Source organism: Planctomycetaceae bacterium, from assembly GCA_039680605.1.
Classification (GTDB): domain Bacteria; phylum Planctomycetota; class Phycisphaerae; order SM23-33; family SM23-33; genus JAJFUU01.
Window position 1 is genome coordinate 1 of the sequence record JBDKTA010000051.1, and the last position, 20,864, is coordinate 20,864.

Here is a 20,864-nt window from a genome sequence, read left to right on the forward strand (position 1 = left end):
GTCGCGCAGCCCATCGCCCGCCCCTTTCGCCCGATCGTCCGCCCTCAGCCCGGCAGTCCCAAGGCTCTGTTCCAGGCGCAGCTAGCCGAAGATCGGCAACGTCGCCTCAAAAGGGGCGACCTGTGAAGCGGATCAAAGGAGACAATCCCGTCCCCGGCGACCGCCCGTTGCACAACCGGTTTCGAAGAGGGTGAGGACGAGCCCTTCCATCTACCCAGCCCCGTTAGCGGCGGGGCTTGCCCCGCGCGTTTTGCCGCGCGACGTGTCACGGCATGAGTGGATGGATGAATGGACTCGTCGCCGCAAGGCGACCCTGGAGTGCGGCGGCCGTGACGCCGCTTTGGCTGTTTTTCAGGCCCCATTCACCGCAGAGGCCGCAGAGAACGCGGAGGCGAAGAATGGAATCCGCCAAGCGTTTCCGTCAGCGATAAAGCAAGCGTTCTTCTTTTAAGAGGAATTCTTAGTCTGGTTCAGAACGTTACCGATTTACAGCCAAGGTTTCTTTGCCGTACATTTATATCGGTTACGCCTGACAGGTGGAGCACTTCCTTTTGTTCTGCCGGCGCAACTTGTCGAAAGGAACCTGCTTCCGAAAAAGATGCAACTTCCCGGGTGCATGCCGACTCCGCATGTCGGGTCCGTGCCCCTGGGTTCGTTGTCTTGTATACGTCAACTGCGTGAGGTAGCCGATGCCTGCAATATCGCATCCCGAACAGCAGAAGATCTCGGTTTCGCCAGATGCTTCACCGCCCCCCGCGCCTCCTGGGGGCCAATGGCGATCATGGCTGGCCTGGCCGCCGGCGCTGGGGGCGCTGGCGTTGATCATTCTGCTGCGGGCAATCCCGGCGATCGATCTGGCCCAAGAGCATAACGCTTTTCTGCCGTGGTTGAACTTTCTGTTCACCACCTGCATCTCGCTGATCATTGCCTTTCTGATGGTCCGCAGCTTTCTTCGCGGCGCGTCGTCGGCGGCGCTGTGGCTGGGCAGCGGCATGGTGGTGCTTGGGTTGGCGTCGGTGCTGGCCGGCGTGAAGGTGCAGTGGGGCAGGCCCGACTCGGGCGTCGCCATGTTCAACATCGCCGTTTGCCTGGCGGGCTTTCTCCATGTTGTGGGCGCGGCCAGGGCTTACTTTCCCAGTGTCTCCACGGGTCGCGCCCGGCCGGGGGTGACAGCCGCCCTGGCCCTGGGACTGGCAACACTCGTCGTCATCGGCCTGAGCCTGATCAGTTGGGCGCCCCTGCTGCCGGAGTTCTGGACTGTCCGCGGCTCAACTCCTCTTCGGGACGTGGTGCTTGGCGTGGCAGTGGGTGAGTTTCTGCTGGCGGCGGTGCTGATCGGCGGACTGTACCGCACGATCCGCCGGGCGTTCCTGTACTGGTATGCGATGGGCCTGGTCCTGCTGGCCGTGGGCTTTTTTGGCGTGCTGGTGATGCGGGACATCAACAGCCTGCTGACGTGGGTCGCCAGGGCCGCGCAGTATCTCGGCGGACTCTACCTGCTTTGGGCTGTGCTGTCGCTCATGCGCGAGGGCCGCTGGCAACTGCCGCTGGAACGTGAACTGCACGACATTCAAACCCGTTACCAGAGCCTGATGGCCGTTCTGCCCTCAGCCGTCTACGCCTGCGACAAGGCGGGACTGCTGACGTTCTTCAACGAACGTGCGGCCGAGTTGTGGGGCAGGCGACCCAAACTCAACGACGCCCATGACCGTTTCTGTGGTGCAGTGCGGCTCTGGCAGACGGACGGCCAGCCGCTGCCGCACGATCAGACGCCCATTGCCCAGGTCATCCAGACAGGGCAGAGCCTCCGCAACAAGGAAGTGATTATCGAGCAGCCCGGCGGCCGCCGTATTTACGTGCTGGCGAACATCGCCCCGCTGCGCAGCAACGACGGACAGATCATCGGGGCCATCAATTCGTTTACCGACATCACCGACCACAAACAGGCCGAGCGGGCGCTGCGCGACAGTGAAGAGCGGCTTGCATTGGCAGCCAGCGCCACCCGGGTTGGCATGTTCGACTGGAACCTCACGGCAGGCCGGATTCTGTGGACACAGACCCACGAGGCGCTTTTCGGCTATGCTCTGGCTACTACTACTACTACTACTACTACTACTACTACTACTACTACTACTACTACTGAATACGACTATCGCAAATGGGCTGATCGCCTGCACCCGGAGGATTTGCCGCTCGTCGAAGAGCAGTCGCACCGCTGCATGCAGGATCGCAAACCCCTTGAGATCGAATATCGGATCATCTGGCCCGATGGGAGTCTGCATTGGATCGAGACCCGGGGCGTCTTCCTGTATGACGGCGATGGCAAAGCCACTCGAATGCTCGGGGTGGTGATGGACATCACCGACCACAAGCAGGCCGAGGAGCAGGTCAGCCGGAGCCAGAAGACGTTTTCTGAATTGGTCGAGCGCGCTCCGTTCGGCATCTATATCGTCGATGCCCAGTTCCAGATCGCGCATATGAATGCAGGCTCGCAGGATGGAGCGTTCCGGAACGTGCGGCCTTTGATCGGACGCCACTTTTCCGAGGCCATGCGCACCCTCTGGCCCGAACCCGTCGCCGCCGAGATCATCGCCCACTTCCGCCAGACGCTTGAAACTGGCGAACCCTATTACTCCCCGCGTTTCACGAATCAGCGCAACGATGAGCATATTGTGGAATCGTACGAGTGGGAGTTGCATCGTATGGCGCTGCCGGACGGCCAATACGGCGTCGTCTGCTACTACTTCGACTCCACCAAGCTACGGCAGGCGGAGGAGGCCCTGCGGCAACGGGCCGAGGAAGTGGAACGGTTGCTCGAGGTGGTGCCGGCGGCAGTATGGGTTTCTGCTGATCCGCAATGCCGGACCATCACCGGTAATCGGCGAGCCAATGAGTTCTATGAGGCCAAGGAGACCGAAAATGTGTCTGCCACCCGATTGCCTGGTGTGCGTCGATTCTTTTCTGCGGACGGGCGCGAACTAACTGCCGACGAACTGCCGATGCAGGTAGCCGCAGCCGCCAACCGGGACGTGCTTGATACGGAGCTGCACGTGGAGTTGCCATCAGGCAGACGGGTCACCATGCTGGGTAGTGCAGCGCCGTTGCGTGATCCGACCGCCGGAGTTCGCGGATGCATTGCTGCATTCATGGATATCACCGACCGCAAGCAGGCCGAGGAGGCGCTTCGCGAAAGCGAGGAGCGGCTCAAGCGGGTGGCCCGTGCTGGGCAGATCGGCTTTTACGAGTGGAACGTCACGCGCAACACCAGCTACTGGAGCCAAGAGCACTATGAGCTGTTCGGCATCCCCTCCGGCTCGGCGATAAGCTACGAGCGCTGGCTCGCATGCGTTCATCCCGACGATCGAGCGCGCATCTCACGGTCGGGGGCTTCATTGCTGGAGCAGGCTAAAAACAGAGTGTCCGTCGATTTACACCGCGACGAGTATCGCGTGCTCCTGCCTGATGGAGCTACCATCTGGGTTGAGACTACAACGACGATCCAGCCCGACGACGGCCACGATCTGGTCATGCGAGGCTCCGTGCGTGAGATCACTGACCGCAAGCAGGCCGAAGAGGCGCTGCGTCTAGCCAAAGAGGGGCTCGAACTGCGGGTCAAAGAGCGGACGGCGGAACTGGAACGCCGCTCGCGGCAGTTGTCGCGCATGGCTTCGGAATTGGCTCTGACCGAGCAGCGGGAGCGCGGCCGCCTGGCGCAGGTGCTCCACGACGGGCTCCAGCAACTGCTGGTGGGCGCCAAGTTCCGCCTGGCGCTGCTGGCGCGTGCTGAAAGCGAGGCTGTGCGCAAAGCCGCCTCCGACGTCAGCGAGTTGCTCGACGATTCCATTGAGACGTCCCGTTCCCTGACGGCGGAGTTGAGCCCGCCCGTTCTGCAGGAGGGCGGCCTGATCCCGGCGCTGGAGTGGCTGGTGCGGTGGATGCAGGACAAGCACGGCCTGAGCGTAGATATAAGCGTCCCGAAGCTCACCGGGCCTTTGCGGGAGGATATCACCATCCTGCTGTTCCAGGCGACGCGGGAGTTGCTGTTCAACGTGGTCAAACACGCCGGCGTGAAATCGAGCAAGGTATCCGTGACCAGGCCAAACGGATCGATTCAAATTACTGTGTCGGACGAAGGGTGCGGATTCGACCCAGCCGCTCTTGGCAGCAGAGATGTCACGGGCGGGTTTGGACTTTTCAGCATCAGTGAGCGCCTGGGGCTGTTAGGCGGCGCCATCGAGATCGACAGTGCCCCCGACCGCGGCAGCCGCTTCACCCTTACGGCTCCCGCATCGGCGCCGACGCTGCCGTCGCAGCCTCAGCAGAAGGCACGCGTGTCGGTGGTGATGGCTCCAGACAAGGAACCCGCCGAAGGCCGCATCCGTATCGTGCTGGTAGACGATCACATCGTCATGCGGCAGGGAATCAGCTCGCTGCTTCGTGACGAACCGGACATGGTGATCGTCGGCGAGGCCTCCGACGGCGAATCGGCGGTCAACCTGGTGCGAGAACTTCATCCCGACATGGTACTGATGGATATCTCCATGCCAGGGATGAACGGCATCGAGGCCGCCCGCATCCTGCACGCGGAACTGCCCAACATACGAATCATCGGCCTGTCCATGTTCGAGCAGCAAGAGCAAGCCAAGGCCATGATCGAGGCCGGGGCTGCAGACTATTTGACCAAGAGCGGCCCCTCGGAGTTTCTGGTGGCGGCGATCCGGAAATACGCAGCGCAGCGGGCCTGTTAGTTTGCGTCGATTGCCCCGTCCCGAATTATTGAATTATCCTTGCCGCCGCAGGGACACGCACAACGGGGTTGTGCGTGGCACCCATCTCGATGTTGGGTTTTGAATGGATCGTTGAGACGGCTGGCTGCGGGCTTACTTTCGTGGTTTGAAGCTGTAGGTGTCGACGACTTTTCCGGTGGCCAGGTCGATCGTCTGCATCTCCAGGGAGTTGGCTTTGACTTCGAAGACCACGTAGTGGTCGCCGTTGAAGGTGGCTTTCGAGCAGGGATTGTCTTTGACGTATCCGGGCTGGAGCGGTTTGCCCGAGCCGCCGGCCATGCACGTCATGATCGTCATCACGCCCTCGGCGGCAGGCGGTTCGGCGCGTTCGTACTGGGTGTGGTGTCCGCCGAGGGTGAGCGTGACCTTGTGCTTGACGAGGATCGGGTTGACGTGCTTCTTCGTGTGGGCGATACCGGGGCGGAAGAGGCGGCTGGCGTTGGGCGTCGAGGTGTGCGACGGCGAATGGTTGAGCACGATGACGTAGTCTTCCTTGGCGTCGCGCAGGATCTCGTCGAGCCAGGCGGCCGCCGCGGCGGGGTCCTTCGCCGCCGACTGCGACCAGGCCTCCATGGCGATGAACCGCACCTTGCCATAGACGGCTGTCCAGTGCCCGTAGTCCTTGTCGTCGGGGGCGAAGTAGAACATGCGGCTGAACATCGTCGGTGAGCCCATCTCGCCGGCGCCGCAGACGGCCAGCGTCGGCACGCGGGCCAGCGTCTCGGGGGCCACGTCGAAGAACATGTCGCTCCAGGAGAAGTCCCAGGGCATGATGTTGACGTAGTTGCCCACGTGAACGAACACGTCGGGGCGAATCTGCAGCAGCTTGTCCATGAAGCTCTTGAACCGCTCGGTGTGGCCGAGATAAACCGCCGTGTTGCCTGCGGCCACAAACTTGAACCCCACGCCCATGGTGGGCATCTTCACGTCGTAGGGTCCATAAGTTTTCGACCCGCCGGCGGCCTTGACGGTAACGGTATATTTGATCGCCTTGGCGCCCTTGGCGACGGGGACGCGGGCCTTGAGCCAACGCCCGCGCGGGAAGGGGTGCTGCTGCTCGGGGCCGGCCGGATCGGTCGGCGTGACGGACACGACGAACTCGGCGGGGATCACGCTGCGTGCGGTGAGGCCGAAATAATCCTCGCCGATGCCTCCGAGCACCGGCAGGCGGTCGAGTACGGCCAGGTCGGGCGGCAGGGTCTCGAGCGCCAGGCCGGCCTCGGTCTCGGCGGCGAGCTGGAACCAGAACACGCCCGAGACGGTGATGGTGTTGGCGCCTTTGTTGAGGATCGCCGGGTCGATGGACACGTAGCGGTAGAGCACGTAGGGGTCCAGGTCCGGCACGGTCTTGCCGTTGACCAGCAGCTTCATGTTGAGCAGATTGGGCTTGGTGCCGACGTTATAGCGATCGATCGAGTCGCCGTCGGTCAGCGCGAAGGCCCCGTCGGCGGCGCTGGAGCGCAGCTTGAGCAGACCGATCTTCGCCGGGTCGTCGATGGTGAAGGTACACTTGGCCGACACGCTGTCGCGGGCGATGTTGGGCACGCGGTCGGCCTGAATGGTCGGCGCTGCCGGCGAGAACGTCTTGCCGCCGTCGCGGCTGTACTGCCAGTCGGCCTTGAGCGGCGTGCCGGCGGCGGGGGGGCCGGCCAGGGCGAAAGAAGAGAGCACGGCCGGCAGTGCAGCGGCGAGTACCAGGTGGCGCAGCATTTCTGAGCTCCAAAAAGAGGACCAAGAGGACTGCAGGGACTGCAGGGACAATCGGGGACACGCACAACGGAGTTGTGCGTGGCACCCATCTGCAATCTCAAATCTGCAATCTGAAATCCGTAATCGCCTCAGTTCGTCTGGCGCGAGATCAATTCGCCGAAGCGTTTGTTGATCGCCAGCGCGGGGTCCAGCGGAACGTCCACCGGCTTGCAGTCCTTGGGAATGCTGATCGTCGGCGTGGGGCGGATCTTCTTGCCGGCGAACTGCGGCAGCCAGGGGCGCTGGGCTTCGAGCATCTCGCTGCACATGTCGCGCACTTCCTTGAGGGTGCAGACGGCCGATGTCAGCGGGTCCAGCGCCGCGGCGTGGACGATCGCCTCGGTGTCGCCTTCGAGGGCGGCCTTGGCGCCGAGCGTCTGGACGTTCACGTTGGTCATGCAGGCCGCGGCGCACTGGGCGGGCAGGTCGCCGATCCGCGTCGGGTGCAGGCCGGTGGCGTCGGCGAAGGTCGGCACCTCGACGCAGCAGCCGTCGGGCAGGTTGGTGATGTACCCGTCGTTGCGGACGTTGCCCATGAAGCCAAACGGTTTGCCCGTGGCGACGGCTTCCATGATGTACGAGCAGTACTCGACGCTGCGGTGGGTGATCTTGGCCGTCTCGAACTCCAGCGGGTCGTGCTTGGCGTACTTGGCGGCCAGGGCCTTGCAGTAGTTGTAGTACGCGCCGCTCTCGCCGCCGAAGGCCGGTTCGTCGCAGTACAGATCGAGGGCTTTCTTGTTCTTGCGGAACCAGGGCAGGTACTCGCTGAGGTGGCCGGTGCTCTCGGTCATGAAGTAACCGAAGTGCCGGAAGACCTCGCCTCGCACCTTCTCGTTCTTGTAGTACTCGGGCTTCTCGAAGACCTCGCGCAGGCGCGGGTACAGGTCGCGCCCCTTGTGCTCGAGGCGCAGGAACCAGTCCATGTGGTTGATCCCGCCGCAGAGGAACGTGATCTCCTCTTTGGGCACGGAGCAGTAACCGGCGATCAGGTCCAGCGTCGTCTGCACGCCGTGGCAAAGGCCGACGAAGGGAACGTTGGTGACCTTGCCCAGCGCCAGGCAGTTGCCGGCCATCGGGTTGGCGTACTGGAGCATGATCGCGCCGGGCTTGGCGAGCTTGGCCATGTCGTCGGCGATTCCCTTGAGCACCGGGGCGCTGCGCAGGCCGCGGAAGATGCCGCCGGGGCCCAGCGAGTCGGCGATGCACTGGTCGACGCCGTACTTGAGCGGGATCTCGTAGTCGAAGCCGAAGGCCTCGACGCCGCCGACCTGGACCATCACGACGACGAAGTCGGCGTCCTTGATCGCCGCGGCGCGGTCCTGCGTGGACCAGGCGGTGGCTTTGAGACCGTTCTCGGCGATCATCCGCTTGGCGAAGGCCTCCATCCGCTTGAGCTTGCCGGCGGTGGGGCTCATGAGTGCGAACTCGCTGTCGGCCAGCGCGGGCGTGGCCATGATGTCGCTCATGAGCGTCTTGCAGAAGACTACCGACCCGGCGCCGATCATCGCGATTTTCTTGGGCATTGATAAGCTCCTTAGGAGTAGCTTTCAGCTTACAACAACTGCTGCGGGGGTTCCACAGCTTCAAAAACCGACGACGAGGACGAGGACGACGACGAGGACGACGACGAGGACGAAAGATTATCCAGCATCATTGTTTCTAATCCTCTTAATCCTCTCAATCCGCGTAATCCCGCACTCCCGTCCCTGGCCGCGAGGCGCGCCTCATGGCGACCCGCTGCGCGTGTCGCCATGCCACCCGGTCACTTTTTGCCGCGGCCGCGCATCTGGAGACCGAACAGGCGGATGAATCCGGTGGCGTCGGAGGGCGTGTATTCGGCGCCCATGGTGAAGCTCGCGAGCTTGCCGCTGTAGAGGCTGTTGGGGCTGGTCGTGCCGGCCACCGTCGCCCGGCCCTTGTACAGCTTCACCCGCACGCTGCCGGTGACGACCTTCTGCGTGCTGGCGATGAACGCGTCCAGCGACTCGCGCAGCGGGCAGAACCACTGACCGTTGTACACCATCTCGGCGTACTTGAGGGCGACCTGCTGCTTGTAGGCCGCCGTCCAGCGGTCCAGCGTCAGGGCCTCGAGCGCGCGGTGCGCTTCGTACAGGATCGTGCCGCCGGGCGTCTCGTAGGCGCCGCGGCTCTTGATGCCCACCAGGCGGTTCTCCACCAGGTCCACCTGTCCGACCGCGTGCTTGCCGCCGATGGCGTTGAGCTTGGCGATCAGCTCGTGGCCGTCGAGGCGCACGCCGTCCATCGCGACGGGCTTGCCGGCCTTGAAGTCGATCTGCACGTACGCGGGTTTGTCGGGGGCCTTCGAGACGGGCACGGACATCACCCACAGGTCGTCCTTGGGCTCGTTGGCGGGGTCTTCCAGGTCGGCGCCCTCGTGCGAGATGTGCCAGAGGTTGCGGTCGCGCGAGTAGATCTTCTTGACGCTCTGCTGGATGGGGATCTTGTGGGCCTTGGCGTACTCGATGGCCGCCTCGCGGCTGGTCAGCTCAAAGCTCGGGTCTTTCCACGGGGCGATGATCGCAAGCTGAGGCGCCAACGCCATGAACGTCAGCTCGAAGCGCACCTGGTCGTTGCCCTTGCCCGTGGCGCCGTGGCCGACGGCGTCGGCCTTTTCCTTCAACGCGCACTCGACCTGGGCCTTGGCGATCAGCGGCCGGGCGATGCTCGTGCCCAGCAGGTAAATGTTCTCGTACACCGCGTTGGCCGCGAGCATCTTGAAGCAGTACTGCTCGGCGAACTCCTTGCGCAGGTCGGCCACGATGCACTTGCTGGCCCCGCTGGCCAGGGCCTTCTTCTCGATGCCCGCCAGCTCGTCGGGCCCCTGCCCGAGGTCTGCCGCAAACGCGACGACCTCGCAGCCGTATTTTTCCTTCAGCCAGGGCAGGATGACGGAGGTGTCCAGTCCGCCCGAGTACGCCAGAACGATCTTCTTGATTGCCTTTGCCATCAGGGTGCTCCGGGTTCGATTTCCAATTTACGATTTCCAATTTCCAATTGGAAAACGAAGCGCAGATTCTACGCGCGGCGGAGGGGAAGGGCAACTCTCACCCGGCCAAAATGCTTGCAGGTGTGCGATGAGTCTTGGTATTGTTTATCGCAGCGTCGGGAGATTCGTGAAAACTTTCAGTTGTTCGGGGATTGATAATGTCGCAAACGCCCGTATCGATGGAAGAGGTTCCTGTGTATGCCAGACCGGTGCGCATGAACGTGCCGGGCCGGGGCGGGTTGCTGGCCTTGGCGATCATCAATTTTGCTTTCGGCGGCCTGGGGATGATCATTTACTGGGGCGGGTTCGCCCTGGCCACCGAGACGGGTTTGTTGCAGGGGGTCATTCAGGTGACGCTGGGCCTTCGGTCGCTGGAAGTGGTGCTGTTGATCGTGTCGGGGATCGGTTACCTGGGCTGCAGAAACATTCTCGGCCGCATCGTCGGCAGCGCCTATGCGGTGGTGGCGATGTTCACTACGCTCTATGCCGCGGCGTTCCTGTATCATAACTTCGGTTTCTTGACCGTGATCTGGATGATGTATCCGGTCGTGACGCTGATCCTGTTGAACACGACGTTTGTGCCGGCCTTTGAATTGGCCCGGGCACAGAGACCGGTCGCTCCCGAGCAGATTCGCCGCGCCAGGAACATCGGGATGTTTCCCGCCCTGGCAGCCATTGCCGTGGCGGCGGCAGTATCGGTTTTTCTGCTCGTAGGGCAGAACCGCGTCTATTCCGTCAGCCAGGTCGAGACCGCTGTCAGCAAAAAGCTCCAGACGGACAGCAGCGAAATTGCGGCCTATGCCAGGAACATCACCTTCGACAAGATGACGCTCAAACGCTCGCGGGACGGTTATCGATGGGAGATGGTTGCCAGGAACGCGGGCGATAAGACCGTCGCGCATCTGTCGGTAAATATCGCCCTGATAGACGCAGATGGCGTTCAGGTCGCCGGCGATACTGACCTGTTGGCCCACGGGTTTATCCTGGGCGAGAACAATACCCCGATGCAGCCCAGGGGCGCCAAGCGCGTCGGCGGGGAAATTGAAACCTCTGCAAGCTGGACGAGCGGCAAGGCGATCGTCACCATCGAGGACCTTCGGCTGGAATAAAAGGCCCGTGCTTAATTGCGAGGGGCTTTTTCGTGTTCCTTGATATAGGTCCGCAGTACCTGATTGATCTTTGCCTGATAACAGCGGCCTTTTCCCTTGAACCAATCGACAAGGTCTGCATCAACCCAAACCCGTGGGTGCTTTGGCGACGTTGTAGTTTTCTTCATGGACTTATCCAAGAGCAGTGATGCCCCTTAAAGCTTCCTCTTCCGATATATCTGGGAAGATATCCACGCTGCCCAGGCCGCGGGCGAGGATCATGCGGACTTTGCCGCCGCGGGCTTTTTTGTCGTGCTGCATGATTTGCCAGATCTTCTGGGCGTCCAGGTTGGGCCATTTCGTCGGCAGGCCCAGGCGGGTCAGCAGGGCCAGGATGCGCCCGTGGTCTTGCTCACTCAACAGGCCGCGGGCTACGGCCATCGCGCCGGCGGCGGCCATGCCCAGCGACACGCCTTGTCCGTGGGCGATGGTCTGGTAGCCCAGCAGCGTCTCGATGGCGTGGCCGACGGTGTGACCATAGTTGAGGTGGGCGCGCTGGCCTTTCTCGGTTTCGTCGGCCGACACGACGGCGCCCTTGATCGCCACGTTCCGCGCGACCAGTTCGGTCATCTCTTCGCCGCGGCAGGACAGCAGGGCGTCGGCGTTTTCCTCGATGAACGCCAGCAGGGACTCGTCGCGGATGACGCCATGCTTGACGCACTCGGCCAGGCCGTTGCGCAGTTCGTCGACCGGCAGCGAGGCCAGCGTCGCCACGTCGGCGATGACGCCGGCGGGCTGGTGGAAGGCCCCGATGAGATTCTTGCCGGCCGCATGGTCCACCCCGGTCTTGCCGCCGACGGAGGAGTCGACATCGGCCAGCAGCGTGGTGGGGCACTGGAGCCATCGCAGCCCGCGCAGGGCGACGGCGGCCGCGAAGCCCGCCAGGTCGCCGGTGACGCCGCCGCCGAGGGCGACGATCACGCTGTCGCGGTCGATCGCCGGTCGCTGCGTCAGCAGGCTGTCCAGAATGGTCGAGAGCGTCTGGAGGGTCTTGCTGCACTCGCCGGGCGGGAAGGTCACCCGCGATGCGGCCACGCCCGCGGCTTTGAGCGACGCCAGGGCCCTGGCGGCGTAGAGATCGGCCACGGTCTGATCGGCGATCACGACGGCGCTGCTGCATCGCGGCAAGGCGGCGGCTTTGGCCCCGAGGGTGTCGATCGTGCCGGGGCCGATCAGCACGTCGTAGCTTCTCCAGCCTAGTTCAACGCGAATCGTCCGGGCCATTGTCGAGCCCCTTTTCTTTTCGATATTGTTCGCAGGCCTTGCGGAGTTCCGGGTCGATCTCGGCCGGGGCCGCATCGTCGTCGGGCGGGGGGGCGTCGTCGAGCTTCACGTCGCGCAGCGGGCGGTAGCGCCGGCTCAGAGAGTGCCCCGACGTGCTCTTGCGCGAGTAGCGAACCAGGAAGATATACGCCACCAGCAGGGCGCCGATGATGACAAACGCCACGCTCGAGCGGAACCCAAACGGCGAAGAGGGCGCCGCGTCTTGGGCGGCGGCCGGACCGGGCCCTTCCATCTGCCAGGCCAGGATGATCGGGTAGTTGCGCATCTGCGGCGGGGTGTCGGCGTCGCCGCTGTCCATCTCACGATAAATTTTGTAGAACAGGCCGGTCACGTGGACGCTCTTTCGGCCGTGACGGATGGGATAGATCTCTCGCGAGCCTTCGATCTGGGGCGTGCCCAGCTTGAGCTCCTCGGCGGGGTTGAAGTCGCAGAAGATCTGGTAGGCATCGTCGAGCGGGCCGGTGCCCTCGGCGTCGAACCCGACGATCCGGAAGATCGGCCCGTTATTCCTACTCCATCGCGGCGTGGGCATGAAGTGTACGCCGGGCTCGATTTTCTCGATCGAGACGATATAGACCCGTATGCCGACGGGCTTGACGCGATAGCGCTGCGGGTCGGTCAGCAGGGTCTGGTGCAGCGCCTTGCGGTCGAGCATGGCCGCGACGTTCGGCGCCAGCGGCTTGACCTCGCGGGCCTTTTGCAGGGCCACGAAGAAGCCCGGCTCCTGCCATTGCTGGTTGAAGTCCTTGACGGCAGAGAGGATGTTCAACTCGGTGGGCGTCCAGGTCAGCGTCTGGTACATCGGCTGCAGGGCCGGCGGCAGGCTGGAGATGTCCACATCGGCCATCCGCGTCGCCGCCGCGCCGGCCGGGGCCGAGGACGTGCCGGCCGGGGCGGTCGTCGTCGCGGGGGCGCTGTCGGCCGGGGCGGTCTGGCCCCGCGCCGCGGCGCAGAAGACGGCCATCGCCGTTGCGATCAGGATAATCGTCGCTCTGTTCATTCGGTTCATTTTGGTAATCATATAGGCATCCTTGTCGTTGGCAAGGGCTGGTCCCAGGCCGTCAGGAATTGAGACGAACCAGCGGGGGAATAGTTCCTACACCAACGCATAGACGCCGCGTGCGATCAGCCCCAGGAGCGAGCCGATGGGATTGAATTGGAACTCGCTCCCGGTGTTCCGCAATAACCATGGCCCGACCAGCAACGCCAGCAGCACGATGCTGCCGTAGCGCACCTGCCAATGCATAAACTCATCGCTCTGTCGCAGCGGCAGCAATTCCCGCACCACGTGGTGACCGTCCAGGGGGTACAGCGGGATGATGTTGAAAACCGCCAGGCAGACATTGCAGACCGTGAGCTTCAAAAACATGGTGAAGCCGGCGGTGAAGACAGCCTCGCTCATGTGTACGTCCAGAGCCATCCACAGCTTCACCAGGCCAAACGTCACCACCGCCAGCGCCAGATTGCTCAGCGGGCCGGCCAGCGAAATCATAATCTGCCCCAGACGCAGCGGATGCACGTTGAGGGGATTATAGGGCACCGGCTTTGCCCATCCGAATGGGGCCTTGCCAAAGGCCGTCAGCGCCAGCATGATCGTGCCCATTGGGTCCAGATGGCGCAGCGGATTGAGCGACACGCGCCCCAGCAGCTTGGCCGTGGGGTCGCCATAGGCCAGCGCCATTCGGGCATGGGCGAATTCATGCACCGTCAGGCTGAATAACAGCCCCGGCGCTAACAACAGCAGATAGTACATCTGTTGTGCATCAACGTTCATAGCTTCCGTTTTACTTGACCGGCCCGGCTGTAACAAGGATAATGCCGCGCCAGGGGTCTTTGTGTTGTGCGTGTTGCGCGGCCAAGCCGAAAGGATCCGCCGGTCCATGGATATATCCGCCGTTGACATGGAAATCGCCCGCAGGACCTTGCGGGTTGAAGGTGCCGCTATCGCCTCGCTGGTCGACCAGATCGGCGACGACTTCGCCCGCGCGGCGGCAGCCGTCTTCCACTGCCGCGGAAAGGTCGTGCTCACCGGGATCGGCAAGGCGGGCATCATCGCCCAGAAGATATCGGCCACCATGGCCTCGACGGGCACGCCCAGCATCTTTCTGCACCCGGTGGAAGCCCTGCACGGCGACCTCGGGCGCGTCGACCGGATCGACGTGGTCGTCGCCCTCAGCCACAGCGGCGCCACGCAGGAGATCATCCGCCTGGTCGACCACATCAAGGGACGCGGCGCCACGCTGATCGCCGTCAGCGGCCCGGACGGCTCGCCCCTCGTTCGCCACGCCGACATCGCCGTCCGCTACGGAGACGTGCAGGAGGCCTGCCCGCACGGCCTGGCCCCGACCGTCTCCACGACCTGCATGCTGGCCCTGGGCGACGCCCTGGCCCTGACCGTCATGCAGATGCGCCGCTTCAAAGCCGAAGATTTCGCCGTGTTTCATCCCGGCGGATCGCTCGGGCGAAAGCTGCTCAAGGTCGAAGAGGCCATGAGCTTCAAGGACGACGACCACCTGCACGTCGTCAGCGACGCCTTGACGCTCGAACAGGCGCTGGTCGAGGCCGAGCGCGTCAAGCGCCGCACCGGCGCGATGCTGCTGATCGACGCCGCCGGGCGGCTCAGCGGCATCCTCACCGACGCGGACCTGCGGCGCGTGCTGGCCACCCGCGGGCGGCAGAACATTCTGGACGAACCGGTGGCGGCATTCATGACCCGCAACCCCAAGAACATTGCCATCGGTTCGCTGGCCAGCGAGGCGCTGGCGATATTGAACAAGTACCGCATCGACGAACTGCCCGTCGTGGATGCCGCAGGCAAACCCGTCGGCGTCATCGACGTGCAAGACCTGCTGGGCATCAAGACGGTGGCCGACGAGGAGTCGGCATAGTTGCGCGTTCGGGGGCGGGTGGCATGGCGACACGCGAAGCGGGTCGCCATGGGGACAGGGACAGGGACGGGGAGTGCGGGATTGACGGGATTATGGGGATTAAGAGGATTAGGAACAGGGACAGGGACGGGGAGTGCGGGATTGACGGGATTATGGGGATTAAGAGGATTAAGAACAGGGACGGGGACGGGGAGTGCGGGATTGACGGGATTTTGGGGATTAAGAGGATTAGAAACAGAAGGAACGGAATTGGCGGGGAGGGTGGGATTGAGACGATTTGGTGGTGGGTTCGCAGAGCATGAACGATCCAATTACATTCAGAGTGATAGGTGCCGCTCAGAAGGTGCACCGAGCCTTGGGGCCTGGATTCGCTGAGCGCACCTATCATGTGGCTTTGTGCAGGGAACTGACCCTTCAGGATATCTCGTTCTCCCAGGAGTTTGAGTACGAGGTGTTTTACGAAGGCTGTTTGTGCGGGACCTATCGCTGCGATCTTGTCGTTCAGAATGAGGTGATCGTTGAACTCAAGGCCGTTCGCGAGATGACAATAGAGCATCGGGTGCAGACCATCAGCTACCTGAAGGCTTCGGGGTTGTCTCGTGCCCTGTTGCTGAACTTCGGCGTGGCATCCCTCGATGTCCGCAGGTTCATAAACTACAAACGCTCGTCCAAAAGAGAGCAACCGTTAGAGACGGAATCAGCGGAATCCGACACCCCCGCCAAGTTCCAGCCAGGCGTTGAAGAACCGGTCCCACCGTCTGATTATTCTTCCCCTGTTTCTAATCTCCCCGTCCCCGTTCCTGTTCTTAATCCTCTTAATCCCAAGAATCCGCGTAATCCCGCACTCCCCGCTCCCGTCCCCGTCCCCGTCCCCGTTCTTAATCCTCTTAATCCCGAAAATCCGCGTAATCCCGCACTCCCCGCTCCCGCTCCCGTCCCGGTCCCCGTTTCTGTTTCTAATCCTCTTAATCCCAAGGATCCGCGTAATCCCGCACTCCCCGATCCCTGAACTTAAGCCATGAAAGACCTTCGCAACATCCAACTGCTGGTCCTCGACGTCGATGGCGTGCTCACCGACGGGCGGATCGTATTGACGCCCTCCGGCGAGGAGATCAAGGCCTTTCACGTGCGCGACGGGTCGGGGATGAAGTACTGGAAGCGGTGCGGCAAGAGGTTGGCCGTGATCACCGGGCGTTCTTCGCATGCGGTGACGATCCGCGCCGGCGAGTTGGACGTTGACGCCGTGCGCCTGGGCGCCAAGGACAAGCTGCCCGCTTTCGAGGACATTCTGAAGGACATGGGCCTGGCGGCGTCTCAGGCGGCGGTGATCGGCGACGATCTGCCGGACTTGCCGATGATTCTGCGGGCGGGGCTCGCCGTGGCGACGGCCGACGCTGTGGAAGAGGTTCGCAGCGCGGCGGGGTATGTGACATCGTTGCGTGGCGGTTGCGGTTGTGTGCGCGAGACGATTGAGATGATCCTCAAGAGCACCGGACAGTGGCAGGGCGTTCTGGAGCGATATCTCCCCGGCGAAGGAAAGAGGCCATCATGACGCGACGCCTGACGCTGCTGATCGGTTCATTCTTGATTCTGGGAATGGGCGTTCTGGTCTACAGCCTGATGCAGGGCAAGGGAGTAGGCAGCCTGTTCGAGAGCGTCGGCCGCGACAGCGACGTGCCGCGCCCGATCGCGGCTACGGGTCCGGGCGGAAAATCCGTACTCGGTCCGGGCAAGGGCATCGGGTTGGACATCCAGGACCGTCCTGAAGGGCGTCTGCGGGCGTGGTACCGCGCCAAGTCGTGGGAGAAGCGCGACGACGGCAGCTACATGCTGGAAAAGCCCGTCATCGTGATGTACCAGACCGACGGGCGGCGGGTCTACGTCCGCGGCGAATATGCCGAGGTCTTTGCCGAGGAGGTGGACCGGGGCGTGAACGTCCGGCGCGGGCTGTTGGCGGGGGAAGTGAAAATCTTTTACGATCGCGATCCGCAGCGGGGCATCGACGAGAACAATCCCCAGGCCCCGTTTGACATCATCGAAGCGCACCCCGAAAACGCCGTCCGGATCTACGCCGAGGACCTCAGCTTCAACAACGACCAGTTGGAGATCGAGACCAACAGCCGCGTGTCGGTGATGGCTGACGAAGCGGACATCTTCGGGCGGGGAATTTCGCTGCGATGGAACGAGCAGCCCCGGACGCTGCGGGAGATGGTCATCCGCCAGGGGCAGTACATGGCCATCTATAACATGACCGGCAAGGACAGCCCCTTCCAGGGCGGCGCCTCGCAGTCGCAACCGGCGACATCCCAGGCGGCGACGGGGCCTGCAGACCCCGCCGCGCGTCCCGCCGCCGCGTCGCAACCGGCGGTGGCGACCTCCCAGGCCGCCACAGGCCCGGCCACGGCGTCGGCGCCGGCGTCCGCTTCGGCGCCCGGCGAGCCCTGGACCGTGGCGCTGGGGCGGCGCCTTCCCACCACCCGCTCCGCCGCACAACCCGACAACATCTTCATCGCCGAGTTCACCGGCAGCCAGGAACGCATCCAGGTCAACTCCAGCCAGTACCAGTTGGCCGGAGCGTCGAAAATGTCGCTGATATTCGAATATGCCGGCAAGATAAAGCAGCCCGGCGATCCGGCCAGTCCACGGCGCAAACGCCCGCACCTGATGGCCGCGACGGCCATGCCGCACTTCCCGCTGGCCCTGTCGCCGGCGCCGCGGGCGAGCGGGTTGTTCTTCGCCGCGGCCATGGGACCTGCCGCCGCTCAAACCTCGCGCCCGACCAGCGCGCCGGCCAAGCGGGACAAGGCCGATTTTGACACCGTGGAGATCACCTGGTCGGGCCCGCTGACGATCCGCCCGCTGGGGTACACCCCCGCGCCGTCGCAGCGGAACTTCGTGTTCAGCGCCGAGGGCAATGACCTGGTGTTGTCGGACTCGCGAGCCTGGGCCACCTGCCGCAAGGTCATCTACACCCTGCCCGAGCAGCGCGGGTGGTTGATCGGCAAAGACGGCAGCGACGTGCGCGCCAACGTCGAGAGCGGACAGGAAATTCTCTGCCGCTGGATGGAGTTCCGACGCAACGAGGGCCTGGCGCTGCTGCAGGGACCGGGATACATGCGCCACCTCGCCCCCGCCGGCCGCAAGACCGCCGCGTCCGGTCCGGCCTCGGCCGCTGCCGAGCCCCTTAATCCGCCCCTGGAAGAGACGCGCATTCACTGGGACGAGATCGTCAACATCGAGTTCGGCGAAAAGAAGGACCCCGGCAAAGACGGGCAGACCGGCTCGAAAGCGTTCATCAAGAACGCCCAGTTCTACGGCAACGTATTGCTCTCGCAGGTCGCCAAGGGCGACTTCGTCCGTTGCAGTCAGTTGCGGGTGAACTTCGACGAAGCGGCCGACAAGCCCTTCCCCAAAGAGGCCATCGCCGACGGGAAGGTGGCGGTCAAGTCCGGCACGAGCGAGGTCGAGGCCCGCCGCGCGACGGTGACTTTTGTTGAGAAGAAAAAGTCCGATCAGGAAAAGACCGCTGCCGCGCCGTCGACCGACCAGAACCCCCTGTCGATGGGCGGGGCGAACATCGAGCCTGAGACGGTCACGGCCGAGGGCGCCGTGCGCCTCAGCGACACGCGCAACAACGAATTGATCAGCGGCGCCGGGGAATATCTCCAGGCCAACCTGCTGAACAAGACCCTGCTCGTCCGCGGCGACAGCGTCAACTACGCCACGCTGGCCCGCCAGGGCGACTATCTCGCCGGCGACGAGATCTATATTGAGGACACGACGGAATCCGCCGTCGTCAAGGGGCGCGGCGAGCTGCGGTTCAACTCGAAGAAGGACATGAGCGGCGGCGACCTGAAGGAGCCCCGCGTGCTGCGCATCGAGTGGGACCGCGGGATGGATTTCAGCGGCAAGCGCAACCAGGCCATCTTCGAGGGCAACGTCAAGCTTAACAGCGGCGGCGACAGCATGGCCTGCCGCAAACTGCTGGTCGATTTCGCCGAAGACCCCAAGGCCAGGGAGAAGGCGGCCACCCGTCCGGCCAAGAAGACCGACGCGCGGATGGCCTCGCTGACGAACTTCAGCGCGCGGCGCCTGACGAAGGTCACCTCCGAGGGCGACGTCGCCGTCGCCAGCACGCGGTTCGACGAGCAGGGGCATCTGACCTTCCGCATGAACATGACCTCGCAGAAGCTCATCTACGACGCCCTCACCAGCCAGATCGACGTCCCCACGGCAGGGACGCTGGTAGCCGAAGACTACCGCACGCCCGCCATCCGCACCAAGAGCGACGACGGCAACGGCATGCAGCAGCCCTGGCAGACGCTGATGGAATGGAAAGGGCAGATGCAGTACCTGCAGCTCGACCGGCGGGTCCTGATGAAGAAGGACGTGATCATGGTCAGCCGCAGCGGCAAAGAGGTGCGCTTCGCCAAGGAGCTTAACGTCAGTCTCGAGAACGCTCCGCAGGGCCTGCTGCGGCGCCTGAGCTGCCAGGACCTGACCGTCACGTTCGGTCCGCCCAAGCCCCAGGACACCGCCGGCAAGAAACCGCCCAAGGGCGGTGACGACACGCTCAGCCAGAGCACCCGCATGGGACCGCTGGAGCTGTTTGTCGCCGTTGAAGACGTCAACCTCGAAGACGGCAGCACGATGCAGATCCAGTGCCAGCGCCTCTTCTACGACAACAAGCCCGGGCAGGCTGAGGGCAAAGCCGACGTCTGGGGCTCCATGACCGACGCCCAAGGCAACGTGGTGCCCGCCGCGACGGCAGGAACGCGCCCGCGCAACGCCAAGGTCACCTACCAGGGCCAGACGTGGACCAGCCCCTTCATCACCGTCTACCTCAAAGGCAACGAAGTGTCCCGAGTGATCACCAAGGACGTCTCCGGCAGCCGGTGAGGTCGCAGAGGGAAGAGGGCAAAGACCTTGCGACACAGAGGCGCAGAGAAAACAATAACGGGAAGGGCTTCTTCAGTCTTCCTCTTCAGTGCAATTGTTTTTCTCTGTCTTCTCTGCGTCTCTGTGTCGCATATTCCCTGGGGCTGGAGTGTCTTCACAGCACTTCGTTCATCGAGCCGCTGCGGAAGCCTTGCAGGTCCAGCGTCACGTAGGTGTAGCCCAGGTTCTTGAGGCCGTCGACGATGGCCTCGCGCGACTGCATCACCAGGCCCATCGCCTCGACGGGCAGCTCGATGCGGGCGATGCGTTCGTGGTCGCGCACGCGGCACTGGATGAAGCCCAGGTCTTTGAGCAGGTACTCGGCCCGCTCGATGCGCCCCAGGCGCTCGGGGGTGAGTTTCTCGCCGTAGGGCACGCGGCTGGCCAGGCAGGCCATCGCGGGCTTGTTCCAGGTCTTGAGCCCCATCGCCTGCGAGGCCTTGCGGATGTCGGCCTTGGTCAGCCCCGCGTCCATCAGCGGGTAGGCCACGCCCAGCTCGCGCCCGGCCTTGATTCCGGGGCGCCAGTCGCCGCTGTCGTCGGCGTTCACGCCGGCGGCGACGGCCTCGAACCCGCGCAGAGCGCCGACTTCCGCCAGGCGCTGGAAAAGCTCAGACTTGCAGTGAAAGCACCGGTCCGGCGGATTCTCGGCGTACTGGGGATTGTTCATCTCGCAGGTGGTCACCTCGACCAGCTCGACCCCGATCTGCCGCGCCAGCGTCACGCACTCGCTGTGCTCGCGCTGCGCCAGGCTCGACGATACGCCCGTGGCCGCCAGAACGTTCTCCCTGCCCAGAACGTCTGCCGCCAGCGCCAGCAGAAACGTGCTGTCGACCCCGCCCGAAAAGGCCACAACCACGCGCCTCAGGCTGGCGATAGATTCCCTGGCAGCCGCCAGCTTCTGGCGCAGTTCCGCCGGTAGTGCATCGAATGACTTCATAAGGCGTGCTCTCCAATACCCCACATTATACAGAACCGATATGGAGTGCGGCAGCCTTAGCTGCCGCTTTTGCAGTTTCCGCAGCCCGACAACTCTGAAAGCGGCAGCTAAGGCTGCCGCACT

14 protein-coding genes are annotated in these 20,864 nt (G+C 63.6%); 7 read left to right on the forward strand and 7 right to left on the reverse strand.

The annotated features are described in order from the left end of the window. The first annotated feature begins 689 nt into the window (after positions 1 to 689). Positions 690 to 4,748 (forward strand): PAS domain S-box protein, encoded by a 4,059-nt coding sequence (locus ABFD92_16230; GenBank protein MEN6506087.1) that lies wholly within the window; start codon positions 690 to 692, stop codon positions 4,746 to 4,748. Between the two features lie 132 nt (positions 4,749 to 4,880). On the opposite strand, the gene ABFD92_16235 is transcribed toward ABFD92_16230, so the two are convergent. From ABFD92_16235 to ABFD92_16245, 3 genes are all read right to left on the reverse strand, one after another. Continuing rightward, entirely contained in the window at positions 4,881 to 6,497 is a 1,617-nt protein-coding gene (locus ABFD92_16235; GenBank protein ID MEN6506088.1) for a metallophosphoesterase, read from the reverse strand. Between the two features lie 128 nt (positions 6,498 to 6,625). Then, a complete protein-coding gene (melA, locus tag ABFD92_16240) occupies positions 6,626 to 8,059 on the reverse strand; it encodes an alpha-galactosidase (GenBank protein ID MEN6506089.1) in 1,434 nt (477 codons plus the stop codon). A 239-nt stretch (positions 8,060 to 8,298) separates the two neighbouring features. Next, positions 8,299 to 9,504: an argininosuccinate synthase gene (locus tag ABFD92_16245; protein ID MEN6506090.1), complete on the reverse strand. Its 1,206-nt coding sequence runs from the start codon at positions 9,502 to 9,504 to the stop codon at positions 8,299 to 8,301. Between the two features lie 197 nt (positions 9,505 to 9,701). On the opposite strand from ABFD92_16245, the gene ABFD92_16250 reads away from it, so the two are divergent. Next, positions 9,702 to 10,652 carry a hypothetical protein gene (locus tag ABFD92_16250; protein MEN6506091.1) on the forward strand — a complete coding sequence of 317 codons (951 nt, stop codon included), beginning with the start codon at positions 9,702 to 9,704 and terminating at the stop codon, positions 10,650 to 10,652. Between the two features lie 171 nt (positions 10,653 to 10,823). Here ABFD92_16250 and aroB read toward each other — a convergent pair whose 3' ends face one another. The 3 genes from aroB to ABFD92_16265 all read right to left on the reverse strand — a co-directional run bounded on the left by aroB (position 10,824) and on the right by ABFD92_16265 (position 13,749). After that, entirely contained in the window at positions 10,824 to 11,915 is a 1,092-nt protein-coding gene (gene aroB / locus ABFD92_16255; protein ID MEN6506092.1) for a 3-dehydroquinate synthase, read from the reverse strand. Continuing rightward, positions 11,893 to 12,996, reverse strand: a complete 1,104-nt coding sequence (locus ABFD92_16260; GenBank protein MEN6506093.1) for a hypothetical protein — start codon at positions 12,994 to 12,996, stop codon at positions 11,893 to 11,895. The genes aroB and ABFD92_16260 overlap by 23 nt, the downstream gene beginning before the upstream one ends. Positions 12,997 to 13,071: 75 nt before the next feature. Then, the gene (locus ABFD92_16265; GenBank protein MEN6506094.1) at positions 13,072 to 13,749 is read right to left on the reverse strand and encodes a site-2 protease family protein; all 678 of its coding nucleotides are present in this window, start codon (positions 13,747 to 13,749) and stop codon (positions 13,072 to 13,074) included. A gap of 106 nt (positions 13,750 to 13,855) precedes the next feature. Here ABFD92_16265 and ABFD92_16270 point away from each other — a divergent pair, with 106 nt between their 5' ends. The 5 genes from ABFD92_16270 to ABFD92_16290 are packed head-to-tail and all read left to right on the forward strand — an operon-like array spanning position 13,856 to position 19,762. Next, positions 13,856 to 14,863, forward strand: a complete 1,008-nt coding sequence (locus ABFD92_16270; GenBank protein ID MEN6506095.1) for a KpsF/GutQ family sugar-phosphate isomerase — start codon at positions 13,856 to 13,858, stop codon at positions 14,861 to 14,863. 23 nt (positions 14,864 to 14,886) lie between these two features. Next, positions 14,887 to 15,165 carry a hypothetical protein gene (locus ABFD92_16275; protein MEN6506096.1) on the forward strand — a complete coding sequence of 93 codons (279 nt, stop codon included), beginning with the start codon at positions 14,887 to 14,889 and terminating at the stop codon, positions 15,163 to 15,165. Then, positions 15,162 to 15,872 (forward strand): GxxExxY protein, encoded by a 711-nt coding sequence (locus tag ABFD92_16280; GenBank protein MEN6506097.1) that lies wholly within the window; start codon positions 15,162 to 15,164, stop codon positions 15,870 to 15,872. The genes ABFD92_16275 and ABFD92_16280 overlap by 4 nt, the downstream gene beginning before the upstream one ends. Positions 15,873 to 15,881: 9 nt before the next feature. Next, positions 15,882 to 16,415, forward strand: coding sequence for an HAD-IIIA family hydrolase (locus ABFD92_16285; protein ID MEN6506098.1), 534 nt, complete (start codon positions 15,882 to 15,884; stop codon positions 16,413 to 16,415). Then, the gene (locus ABFD92_16290; GenBank protein ID MEN6506099.1) at positions 16,412 to 19,762 is read left to right on the forward strand and encodes a hypothetical protein; all 3,351 of its coding nucleotides are present in this window, start codon (positions 16,412 to 16,414) and stop codon (positions 19,760 to 19,762) included. The genes ABFD92_16285 and ABFD92_16290 overlap by 4 nt, the downstream gene beginning before the upstream one ends. Before the next feature lie 154 nt (positions 19,763 to 19,916). On the opposite strand, the gene larE is transcribed toward ABFD92_16290, so the two are convergent. Next, positions 19,917 to 20,741, reverse strand: coding sequence for an ATP-dependent sacrificial sulfur transferase LarE (gene larE, locus ABFD92_16295; protein ID MEN6506100.1), 825 nt, complete (start codon positions 20,739 to 20,741; stop codon positions 19,917 to 19,919). Positions 20,742 to 20,864: the final 123 nt, after the last annotated feature.

Bases quoted from the DNA above. Each gene is read 5' to 3' on its own strand.
- ABFD92_16230 (MEN6506087.1), top strand. From the start codon at position 690: ATGCCTGCAATATCGCATCCCGAACAGCAGAAGATCTCGGTTTCGCCA.
- ABFD92_16235 (MEN6506088.1), bottom strand. From the start codon at position 6,497: ATGCTGCGCCACCTGGTACTCGCCGCTGCACTGCCGGCCGTGCTCTCT.
- melA (MEN6506089.1), bottom strand. From the start codon at position 8,059: ATGCCCAAGAAAATCGCGATGATCGGCGCCGGGTCGGTAGTCTTCTGC.
- ABFD92_16245 (MEN6506090.1), bottom strand. From the start codon at position 9,504: ATGGCAAAGGCAATCAAGAAGATCGTTCTGGCGTACTCGGGCGGACTG.
- ABFD92_16250 (MEN6506091.1), top strand. From the start codon at position 9,702: ATGTCGCAAACGCCCGTATCGATGGAAGAGGTTCCTGTGTATGCCAGA.
- aroB (MEN6506092.1), bottom strand. From the start codon at position 11,915: ATGGCCCGGACGATTCGCGTTGAACTAGGCTGGAGAAGCTACGACGTG.
- ABFD92_16260 (MEN6506093.1), bottom strand. From the start codon at position 12,996: ATGATTACCAAAATGAACCGAATGAACAGAGCGACGATTATCCTGATC.
- ABFD92_16265 (MEN6506094.1), bottom strand. From the start codon at position 13,749: ATGAACGTTGATGCACAACAGATGTACTATCTGCTGTTGTTAGCGCCG.
- ABFD92_16270 (MEN6506095.1), top strand. From the start codon at position 13,856: ATGGATATATCCGCCGTTGACATGGAAATCGCCCGCAGGACCTTGCGG.
- ABFD92_16275 (MEN6506096.1), top strand. From the start codon at position 14,887: ATGGCGACACGCGAAGCGGGTCGCCATGGGGACAGGGACAGGGACGGG.
- ABFD92_16280 (MEN6506097.1), top strand. From the start codon at position 15,162: ATGAACGATCCAATTACATTCAGAGTGATAGGTGCCGCTCAGAAGGTG.
- ABFD92_16285 (MEN6506098.1), top strand. From the start codon at position 15,882: ATGAAAGACCTTCGCAACATCCAACTGCTGGTCCTCGACGTCGATGGC.
- ABFD92_16290 (MEN6506099.1), top strand. From the start codon at position 16,412: ATGACGCGACGCCTGACGCTGCTGATCGGTTCATTCTTGATTCTGGGA.
- larE (MEN6506100.1), bottom strand. From the start codon at position 20,741: ATGAAGTCATTCGATGCACTACCGGCGGAACTGCGCCAGAAGCTGGCG.